Origin of the sequence: Mycobacterium helveticum, assembly GCF_007714205.1 — a bacterium.
GTDB classification, from domain to species: Bacteria; Actinomycetota; Actinomycetes; order Mycobacteriales; family Mycobacteriaceae; genus Mycobacterium; species Mycobacterium helveticum.
This window is the reverse complement of the sequence record NZ_VMQU01000191.1, coordinates 1-6,677: the sequence shown is the minus strand read 5'-3', so window position 1 is coordinate 6,677 and position 6,677 is coordinate 1. Positions and strand designations below refer to the sequence as shown.

Sequence of the window (6,677 nt, the reverse complement as noted above, 5' to 3'; positions counted from 1 at the left end):
CGCAAGCCCCGGAGGCCCCGAAAGCCCCGGCACCGGCCGTGTCGGACACCTCGGCGTTCTTCGCGGCGCGCTCCCGGGAGCCGGGCGATCGTCCCACGCCCCCGGCCGCCCGGCCCGCCGCTTCGGCCGGCCCGGCCGACGACGACGTGATCTACCGGCGGATGCTCGCGGAGATGCTGGGCGACCCGCACGACCTGGTCGACAGCGCGGACCTGGACTGGCAGTCGGTGTGGGACCGCGGCTGGTCGCTGGCCGCCGAGGCCGAGGACAAGCCGATCGAGGCGCGCACCGCCGAGCACGGGTTGCCGGTCCGCATGCCCGGGGCCCGGCTGGTGCCCGGCGCGGCCGACGGGGCGGGCCGGCCCGACGACGCCGGCGCCAGCGATGACGCCGCCGACGGCGACGCTCCGCCCGGCGACGCTCCGCCCGGCGACGAGCAGTCCGCCACCGGCGCGGCGCACCCGGCGCGCGACCCCGAGGCGGTTCGCGCGTCGTTGCGCAGCCACTTCGGCGGGGTGCGCACGGGGCGGACGCATGCCCGCGAAACCAGCAACGGAACGGATCAGCCATGACGTCGGGGGGTAGTTCGCTGGACTGGCTGATGACGAAGTTCGCCCGCGAGGTCCCCGGGGTGGCGCATGCGTTGCTGGTGTCGGTCGACGGGCTGCCCATCGCCGCCAGCGAGCACCTGCCACGGGAGCGCGCCGACCAGTTGGCGGCGGTGGCCTCGGGGCTGGCCAGCCTCGCGGCCGGGGCCGCGCAGCTGTTCGACGGCGGGCAGGTGCTGCAGTCGGTGGTCGAGATGCAGAACGGGTATCTGCTGCTGATGCGGGTCGGTGACGGCTCGCATCTGGCCACGCTGGCCGCGACGTCCTGCGACATCGGCCAGATCGGCTACGAGATGGCCATCCTGGTCGACCGCGTGGGCAGCGTCGTGCAGTCCACCCGCCGGTCCGTCACGCGGCACTCGTGAGCCTGTGATCCGCGATGGACGCACCCGAGCCCTGGCCGTCCCCGCGTAAGGCGAGCCTGGTCCGGCCGTACACGCTGACGGCCGGGCGCACCGACACCGACGTCGACCTCCCCCTGGAAGCGCCGATACAGACGCTGCAGGCCGGCCTTGCCCACCAGTGGCCACCCGAGGATCCGAAAGGCACGATCATCCAGTTGTGTGTCAACAGCCCGTCGGTCGCCGAAATCGCGGCCCGGCTGGATCTGCCGGTCGGCGTCGCGCGCGTCCTGGTCGGCGATCTGGTTCTGTCCGGCTACCTTCAGGTGCACAGGACGTTGACCGCACTTTCGACCCGCGATGAGCGCCACGAGCTCATAGGAAGGACTCTGCGTGGCTTACGAGCACTCTGATGCCCGGCCGGACGGGGGAGCGCACGCCTCGACGAAGATCGTCGTCGCGGGCGGGTTCGGCGCCGGGAAGACGACGTTCGTCGGCGCGGTGTCCGAGATCATGCCCTTGCGCACCGAGGCGATGCTCACCGACGCCTCGGCCGGGGTGGACGCGCTCGAGGCCACCCCGGACAAGCGGACCACCACGGTCGCGATGGACTTCGGCCGCATCACCCTGGACGAGGACCTGGTGCTCTACCTGTTCGGCACCCCGGGGCAGCGGCGGTTCTGGTTCATGTGGGACGACCTGGTGCGCGGCGCGATCGGGGCGATCGTGCTGGTCGACGTGCGGCGCCTGCAGGACAGCTTCGCCGCGGTCGACTTCTTCGAGCACCGCAAACTGCCGTTTCTGGTCGCGGTCAACGAGTTCGAGGGGGCACCCCGCTATCCGGCCGGCGAAGTGCGCGAGGCGCTGGCCCTGGCCCCGCACATCCCGGTGATCACCGTCGACGCCCGCGACCGCCGCTCGGCGACCGACGCGTTGATCGCCGTCAGCGAGTACGCGCTGGAAAGCCTGGCCGCGAGCTGAGCGCGCCGGCGCACGGGCTGCGGCTGGACGCCGCCCCGCCCCGATCAGTGCCGGAGCCGCAGGCGCCACCGCACGATCGCCGCGTAGACCACCGTCAGCGTGCCCAGCATCGCCATGTCGAACAGCCAGGCGCCCGGGGTGTGCCGCCAGTGGCTGTCGTGGGGAACCAGCGTCCCGGGCACCAGCGCGTCCACGTTCACCGTCGACGCCGACGCCGCGTATCCCCACCGCGCGGGCACCGCCCACGACACCTGGTCGAGCAGGACCCGCCCGGTGACCGGGATCAGGCCACCGGCCAGCACCAGCTGCAGCATCAGCGACACCACCAGCAGCGGCATGATCTGCTCGTTGGAGCGCGCCAGCGACGACAACACCAGCCCGAGGATCGCCGAGGCCACGCACGTCGCGGCGACGGTGACGAACAGCTCGAAGCTCGGATTCCCCAACAGCACCGCCCGCTGGGTGGGCGCGCCCTTGCCGGCGATGACGATGCCCGTTGCGATCGCCGCCTGCCCGACCGCGAACACGCAGAACACGACGATCTTGGCGCCCAGATAGGCCTGCGTCGACAGGCCGACCGCCTGTTCCCGCGTGAAGATGGGGCGCTCGCCGATCAGGTCGCGGATCGTCAGCGCCGTGCCCATGAAGACGGCCGCGATCGACAGCAGCGTCAGGATCTGCGCCGACTCGTCGGGTGTGTCGCTGGTCGGCGGCGCGACGCCGAATCCGCTGTTGCCCGGGACGGTCAGCGACAACCCGCCCATGACGAACGGCAGCAGCGCCAGGAACACGAAATAGGCGCGGTCGGCGACCACCAGGCGGATCTGGCGGCGGGTGACCGTGGAGAGCTGGCGCCGCACGCTGGTGTGCGCGGGCGCGCCCAGGTCGGCCGGCGCCGCCGGCGCCGCCGGCGCCGGCTGCCGCTGTGCGTCCCGCTGGGCCAGAAAGCGCCGGTTGGCCTCCTCGGGGTCGGCGCCCACCTTGGCGAAGATGTGGGCCCAGTTGGTGGTGCCCATGACGTCGCCGATCTCGCCGGGGGGGCCCAGAAAGGCCGTCCTGCCGCCGGGCGCCATCAGCAGCACCTGGTCGCAGACGTCGAGGTAGGTCAGCGAGTGGGTGACCACCAGCACCACCCGGCCGGCGTCGGCCAGCTGGCGCAGCATCGTCATCACCTGCAGGTCCAGCGCCGGGTCCAGCCCCGACGTCGGCTCGTCGAGGATCAGCAGCGACGGCCCGGTGAGCAGCTCGAGCGCGACCGAGGCGCGTTTGCGTTGCCCGCCCGACAGCTTGTCGACACGGGTGTCGGCGTGCTGCGTCATCCCCAGCTCGTCGAGCACCTGCGCGACCACCTGCTGCCGGTCGGCCTTGCTGGTGTCGGGCGGCAGCCGCAGCTCGGCGGCGTAGCCCAGGGCCTGGTCGACCGTCAGCTGGCGGTGCACGACGTCGTCCTGGGGGACCATCCCGATCCTGGTGCGCAGCGACGCGTACTCGGTGTGGATGTCGTGGCCCTCGAAGGTGACCGAACCCGAAGTCGGGGTGGCGTAGCCGGCGATCAGCCGCGACAGGGTGGTTTTGCCGGCGCCGGACCCGCCGATGATGGCGGTCAGCGTGCCGGGCCGGGCGGTCATCGAGATCCGCTCGAGCAGGTTCTTGCCGTCGACGCCGAAGTCGACCTCCCGCACCTCCAGGCCGCCGGTGCGCGTGGCCGCCTCCTGGCGGCGCACGAGGACACCGTCGCGCAACACCAGGTCGACGTTGCCGATCGTCACTACGTCACCCTCGGCGAGCAGGGCGGACCCGACCCTGATCCCGTTGACGAAGGTTCCGTTGATGCTGTTCGCGTCGCGGATCTCGGTGCCCAGCGGCGTCGGTGCCAGGAACGCGTGGTGGCGTGACGCCAGCACGTCGTGCACGACGATGTCGTTGTCCAGCGATCGCCCGATCCAGGCGGGGCTGCCCGCCGGCGGCCCACCACCGCCGTCGGGCCCCGGCGAGCGGACCCGGGTGGTCGGGAACTCGGCCACCTCACCGGTGACGCCGATCTGGGTCGGCGGGTTGAGCTCCGGCGGGGGCCCGGGCGCGGCCCCGCGGGGTGCCGGCGCGGACACCGGGCCGCCGGGTGGCACCGCGATGGGGATCGACTCCGTCGGCGGCGCCAGGCCGACGGCGCCGTCGTGGCATCCGACCTCGAAGGTGAGCCGCGGCCCGTCGGCCTTGCCGATGTTGATGGTCTGGCCGTCGTGGATGTCGGCCGTCGGCACCCGCCGGCCGTTGACGAACATCCCGTTCAGCGAGTTGTTGTCGACGGCCGTCCACCCGCCCGCACCGAAGCGCAGCAACAGGTGCGCGCGGGCGATCAGCGGGTGCGCCACGCGCAGGTCGGCGCGCACGTCGTTCCCGACGACCACGTCGCGGCCCGGCGCGAAGCTGGTCTGCGCTTTGTCGGTCCGAACCGTGAGCACGGGCTGCGCGGATCGAGTCATCAGTCCAGATTAATGACGGCGACGACCGCCGCGTCGGAGCCGGGTCTCAGCGTTTCAGGCGGATATGCCACCGGATGATGCCGGCGTAGGCGCACGACAACGCCGCCAGCATGACCATGTCGAACACCAGGATGTGTTTGGAGTGCTGCCAGATCGGGTCGTTGGTCGGGATCTGTTTGACCTTGACCAGCGCCGGAAAGTCGATCGAGGAGGCGCCCGCGGCGTAGCCCCAGCGCGCGGGGGTCAGCCAGGCGAGCTGCTCGAGGCCGAAACGCCCGTAGACCGGGATCATCCCGCCGGAGAGCACCAGCTGCGACATGATCGACACCACCAGCATCGGCATGATCTGCTCGTTGGACTGCGCCAGGGCCGACAGGAGCAGCCCCAGCAGCGCCGACGCCACACAGGTGCCCGCGACGGTGACGAACAGCGCGAAAGTGGCGTTGTCGAACAACGGCGGATGCGCCGTCGGGGCGCCCTTGCCGATCCGCACGATCAACGTCGCCACCGCGGCCTGGCCGGTCGCAAAGACGGAGAAGACCGCGATCTTCGCCAGCAGGTAGGCGTTGGTGGACAGGCCGACCGCCTGTTCCCGCTTGAAGATCGGGCGCTCGCCGATCAGGTCGCGGATGGTCAGCGCCGTGCCCATGAAGACGGCGCCGATGTTCAGCAGCACCATGATGTACTGCGGCTGCGTGGGCGCTGCGCCGAATGGATCGGCGGGCCCGAGGCCGGGGTTGGACCCCTTCACCGTCAGCGACAAGCCGCCGATGAGGAACGGCAGCACCGCCAGGAATATCGTGTATCCCCGGTCGGATACGACGAGCCGGACCTGCCGGCGGGCGATCGTGGACAGCTGCCGCCACAGATCGGTCCTGGGTGGTTCGCCCAGATCCGCCGGGCTCTGCGGGGACGGTGGCCGCTGCGCGTGGTCGCCGCGCTCCTTGAAGCGGCGGTTGGCCTCGTCGGGATCGGCGCCCACGTTGGCGAAGATGTCGGCCCAGTTGCGGGTGCCCATGGCGGCCTCGACCTGGTCGGGCGGGCCGCAGAACGCGGTCTTGCCGCCGGGTGCGACAAGCAGGATCTGGTCGCAGACCTCCAGGTAGGACACCGAGTGCGTGACCACCAGCACCACGCGGCCCGCGTCGGCGAGCTGGCGCAGCATCAGCATGACCTGGCGGTCCAGCGCCGGGTCCAGGCCCGAGGTGGGCTCGTCGAGCAGCAGCAGCGACGGCTGCGTGAGCAGCTCGAGTGCCACCGAGGCGCGTTTGCGCTGGCCGCCCGACAGCTTGTCGACCCGGGTGTCGGCGTGCTTGGTCATGTCGAGTTCTTCGAGCACCTGGGCGACGATCTGCGCGCGCTCCTCTTTGCTGGTGTCGGGCGGCAGGCGCAGTTCGGCAGCGTAGTTGAGGGCCTGGTTGACCGTCAGCTGGCGATGCACGACGTCGTCCTGCGGGACCATCCCGATCCGGCTGCGCATGTTCGCGTATTCCTTGTGGATGTCGTGCCCCTCGAAGCACACCGAGCCCGCGCTGGGACTGGTGTACCCGACGATCAACCGCGACAGCGTGGTCTTCCCCGCGCCGGACCCACCGATGATGGCCGTCAGCGTCCCGGGCCGGGCCGTCAGCGAGATGTGGTCGATCAGCTGCTTGCCGTGCTCGACGCTGAAGCAGACCGAGTTCACCTCGAGACCGCCGGTGCGCGTGGCGGCCTCGGTGCGCCGGACCAGGGTGTCGCGGGTGAACACCAGGTCGACGTTCCCGATGGTGACCACGTCGCCCTCGGTCAGCACCGCCGACCCGACGCGCACACCGTTGACGAACGTGCCGTTGACGCTGTGCGCGTCGCGGATCTCGGTGCCCAGCGGGGTCTGGATCATGAACGCGTGATGGCGCGACGCCAGGACGTCCTGGATGACGATCTCGTTGTCGGTGGCGCGGCCGATCGTGATCGCGCCGGCCGGCTTCTGCAGCGACCCGGATCGGGACGGCATCAGGGCCTGCATCATCTTGGTCGCCAGGTTCGCCACCTCCGGCTCCCTGGCGGCGGGCGCCGACATCTGGGTCGGCGGTGAAGACGGCGCGGCCGCCCGCGGGCCCGGCGCGGGGATGTGCGGGTGCGGCGGGAAGTTGCCCGGCGGTGGCGGCGGGCTCGCCGGATGCGGTCGCGGTCCGGCCGCGACCGCCGGGCGCATGGGTTGGCCGTGCGATGGCGGCGGACCCGGATGCGGTCTCGGCGGGGGGGCCGACGGCCGGGCGGGC

The 6,677-nt window shown here is 71.7% G+C and carries 5 protein-coding genes and 1 pseudogene; 4 read left to right on the top strand and 2 right to left on the bottom strand.

Annotated elements, in window-relative coordinates; genetic code table 11:
* The 4 genes and pseudogenes from FPZ47_RS25780 to FPZ47_RS25765 all read left to right on the top strand — a co-directional run.
* Positions 1–572: pseudogene (locus FPZ47_RS25780) on the top strand (ATP-binding protein); the annotation flags it as partial.
* The gene (locus FPZ47_RS25775; protein ID WP_144956812.1) at positions 569–973 is read left to right on the top strand and encodes a serine protease inhibitor; all 405 of its coding nucleotides are present in this window, start codon (positions 569–571) and stop codon (positions 971–973) included. The pseudogene FPZ47_RS25780 and the gene FPZ47_RS25775, both read left to right, overlap by 4 nt.
* Positions 974–987: 14 nt before the next feature.
* Complete coding sequence (locus tag FPZ47_RS25770; RefSeq protein WP_144956816.1) at positions 988–1,362, top strand: DUF742 domain-containing protein; 375 nt, start codon at positions 988–990, stop codon at positions 1,360–1,362.
* Positions 1,343–1,930: a GTP-binding protein gene (locus tag FPZ47_RS25765; protein WP_144956819.1), complete on the top strand. Its 588-nt coding sequence runs from the start codon at positions 1,343–1,345 to the stop codon at positions 1,928–1,930. The genes FPZ47_RS25770 and FPZ47_RS25765 overlap by 20 nt, the downstream gene beginning before the upstream one ends.
* 44 nt (positions 1,931–1,974) lie before the next feature.
* Here FPZ47_RS25765 and FPZ47_RS25760 read toward each other — a convergent pair whose 3' ends face one another.
* Together FPZ47_RS25760 and FPZ47_RS25755 are read right to left on the bottom strand one after the other, a co-directional pair.
* The gene (locus tag FPZ47_RS25760; protein ID WP_145039694.1) at positions 1,975–4,413 is read right to left on the bottom strand and encodes an ATP-binding cassette domain-containing protein; all 2,439 of its coding nucleotides are present in this window, start codon (positions 4,411–4,413) and stop codon (positions 1,975–1,977) included.
* Positions 4,414–4,459: 46 nt separating this feature from the next.
* Positions 4,460–6,677, bottom strand: a 2,218-nt coding sequence (locus tag FPZ47_RS25755) for an ATP-binding cassette domain-containing protein (RefSeq protein ID WP_210420012.1), incomplete at its 5' end; no start/stop codon positions are given.

Excerpts from the sequence above, each read along its gene's own strand:
- FPZ47_RS25775 (WP_144956812.1), top strand. The coding sequence starts at position 569 with ATGACGTCGGGGGGTAGTTCGCTGGACTGGCTGATGACGAAGTTCGCC.
- FPZ47_RS25770 (WP_144956816.1), top strand. The coding sequence starts at position 988 with ATGGACGCACCCGAGCCCTGGCCGTCCCCGCGTAAGGCGAGCCTGGTC.
- FPZ47_RS25760 (WP_145039694.1), bottom strand. The coding sequence starts at position 4,413 with ATGACTCGATCCGCGCAGCCCGTGCTCACGGTTCGGACCGACAAAGCG.